This is a genomic window from Flavobacterium sp. H122 (assembly GCF_004959765.1).
Lineage (GTDB): Bacteria > Bacteroidota > Bacteroidia > Flavobacteriales > Flavobacteriaceae > Flavobacterium.
This window is the reverse complement of record NZ_SJZD01000022.1, coordinates 1-2,290: the sequence shown is the minus strand read 5'-3', so window position 1 is coordinate 2,290 and position 2,290 is coordinate 1. Positions and strand designations below refer to the sequence as shown.

Annotated in this window: 3 protein-coding genes; 1 reads left to right on the top strand and 2 read right to left on the bottom strand. The window is 30.9% G+C overall.

Annotation, left to right across the window (positions count from 1 at the left end; genetic code table 11):
- Window positions 1-162 precede the first annotated feature (162 nt).
- Window positions 163-981, bottom strand: a complete 819-nt coding sequence (locus EZM65_RS15310) for a 1-acyl-sn-glycerol-3-phosphate acyltransferase (protein WP_136669434.1) — start codon at window positions 979-981, stop codon at window positions 163-165.
- Window positions 982-1,024: 43 nt separating this feature from the next.
- Window positions 1,025-1,663 (bottom strand): CoA pyrophosphatase, encoded by a 639-nt coding sequence (locus EZM65_RS15305; RefSeq protein WP_136669433.1) that lies wholly within the window; start codon window positions 1,661-1,663, stop codon window positions 1,025-1,027.
- A 104-nt stretch (window positions 1,664-1,767) separates the two neighbouring features.
- Here EZM65_RS15305 and EZM65_RS15300 point away from each other — a divergent pair, with 104 nt between their 5' ends.
- Window positions 1,768-2,211: a DUF4268 domain-containing protein gene (locus tag EZM65_RS15300; RefSeq protein ID WP_136669432.1), complete on the top strand. Its 444-nt coding sequence runs from the start codon at window positions 1,768-1,770 to the stop codon at window positions 2,209-2,211.
- The last annotated feature ends 79 nt before the right edge of the window (window positions 2,212-2,290 follow it).

The window sequence follows — 2,290 nt, the reverse complement described above, 5'->3', positions numbered from 1 at the left end:
ATTGTAAGAATTTTATTTCAAATAAAAAAATATATTTGTAATATTTTTCTTAAAATAAAAAACCACACTTAAGAGTGTGGTTTTCAATAACGGATTTCCGTTTATTTATAATCGATTAAAATTTAAAACTATTGATTCTTTACATATAAAAATCAAATATTCTTAATCAATATTCCATCTTCGGAGTTTGTCAAGCTCTTCCTGTTCTTTTATTTCTTCAACAGAAAGCACTTTTAAAAAAGAAGGATGTTGCTCAATTGCAAATTCAATCTTTTCTACAATATCTTCTACAGAGTCATTTTCATAATCAATTTTAAGAGGTTCTTTAATTATAAAGGACTGCAATATTCCTTTTTTCTTGAGCCTCAATCCTTTTTTATCAAAGGAACGTCTGAAACCATCTATAACAATAGGCACGACTATTGGCTTGTATTGCTTTATTATATAAGCTGTTCCTCTTCTCACCGGTTTAAAAGATTTGGTTGTACCTTGGGGAAAAGTTATCACCCAGCCATCTTCCAAAGCTATTTGAATATTTTTAAAATCATTTAAATTAACTTTTTTTTGCTCATGCTTTTCCAAATCTTTACCGTCTGACCGCCAGGTTCTTTCAATTGAAATAGCTCCAACATAAGCCATTATTCTGGTCAGTAAATTAGCCTGAAGTGTTTCTTTTGCACCTATATAATACATATTAAGTTTTGGATTCCATAAATAACCAACATTCTTAATATTATCCTCACGTCCTTTCAAACTCGCATTGAAAACATGAAACATTGCAACCACATCAGCAAAATAAGTCTGATGATTCGAAATAAACAACACATTTTTATCAGGCAATGCTCTGATTATCTCAGAACCGTCTATTTGAAGCTCATTAAATCCCCTGTACCTGCGATGAGTAAACATTCCGAAAATTAAAATAAGCCAACGCTTAATAAAAAGTATATGTCCAAAAGGATTTCTTCTAAATAATCCCATAATCTATGTATATTTTTGAGCTGGCAAATGTATCATTTTTTTTTTAAACGACTCTTTTGATTAATTCTTTTAACTCACTCATCATCATAGCTGTTGCCCCCCAAACCAGATACTCTCCAATTTGAAAAGCTGGAACCATAATATCTTTAGCATACGAAGTGGTCATACTTACTGTAACTACAGTACTTTCATCCAAAAACTGATGAAGGGGTAATTCAATTATCCCCGAAACTTCCTCAGGATTAAGTTTAAAAAATAATTCTTCATTAGAGAAACCTAAAAAAGGCGACACTAAATAGTTACTTGGCGGAATATATACTTCACTAAACGCACGGATGACTTCTACTTTTTCTTTGGGAACACCGATTTCCTCATGTGTTTCTCTCAAAGCCGTATCCGATAAGTCCTTATCATAAACCTCAACTTTCCCTCCAGGAAAAGCAATTTGGGACGCATGAATTCCGGGATAAGAATTTCTGACAATAAGCGCCATATGTGTTTGACTGCTCTTAGGATACAAAAGCATTAATACAGCTGCTTTTTTGGGTATTGTATTAATTAAACTTTGCTTTTGCAAAAACTCAATACGTTCCGGCGGCACCATTTTTGCGTGAGCATCGGTTGCCGGTAGCGTTTCTTTTGCTATTTTTGGAACATATTTTATAAAATCAGAAAATTCCATTTTTGCAAAGTTTTAACCATAGTAAACTTATTGTTTTAAAAACAATCAATCCTTTAAAGTTAAAACTATTTTTTGGATATACCAATTTTTAAAACTTTAAAACAATGTACAGTAAAGAAGAAAGTATACAAATTAAAAAAGAATTCTGGACAAAATTTGCAGAAGCCTATCCCAGAAAATGGCTGCTTTACAATACAAAAATTAAAGATGTAAGCTTTAAATTTTATGTCGATAATAAAAAAGCACAGGTACTATTAGAAATTGAACCACGTGATGAAGAAAAACGTAAAATTTACTATGAAAAAGTAGAATCCTTAAAAATGATTCTCCTTGAAGAATACCTTCCAGAAGCTGTTTTTGAAAGAAACTTTTATCTTGAAAGCGGAAAAATAGTAAGCCGTATCTGGGTTGAATTAAATGGAATAAGTATTAATAATAAAAATACCTGGGAAACAATATTTGATTTTTTCTATGAAAACATGGATGCTTTTGAGCGCTTTTTTTATGAAAATGAAGATTACATCAAAGATCTCGAAGTTAATACTTAATTCCGTAAATAATTAAAAAACAAGATCTTAACAGGTGAAAAATTTCCAAAAAAACCAGAAATACAAAATACACAACCCT

Bases quoted from the DNA above. Each gene is read 5' to 3' on its own strand.
- EZM65_RS15310 (WP_136669434.1), bottom strand. From the start codon at position 981: ATGGGATTATTTAGAAGAAATCCTTTTGGACATATACTTTTTATTAAG.
- EZM65_RS15305 (WP_136669433.1), bottom strand. From the start codon at position 1,663: ATGGAATTTTCTGATTTTATAAAATATGTTCCAAAAATAGCAAAAGAA.
- EZM65_RS15300 (WP_136669432.1), top strand. From the start codon at position 1,768: ATGTACAGTAAAGAAGAAAGTATACAAATTAAAAAAGAATTCTGGACA.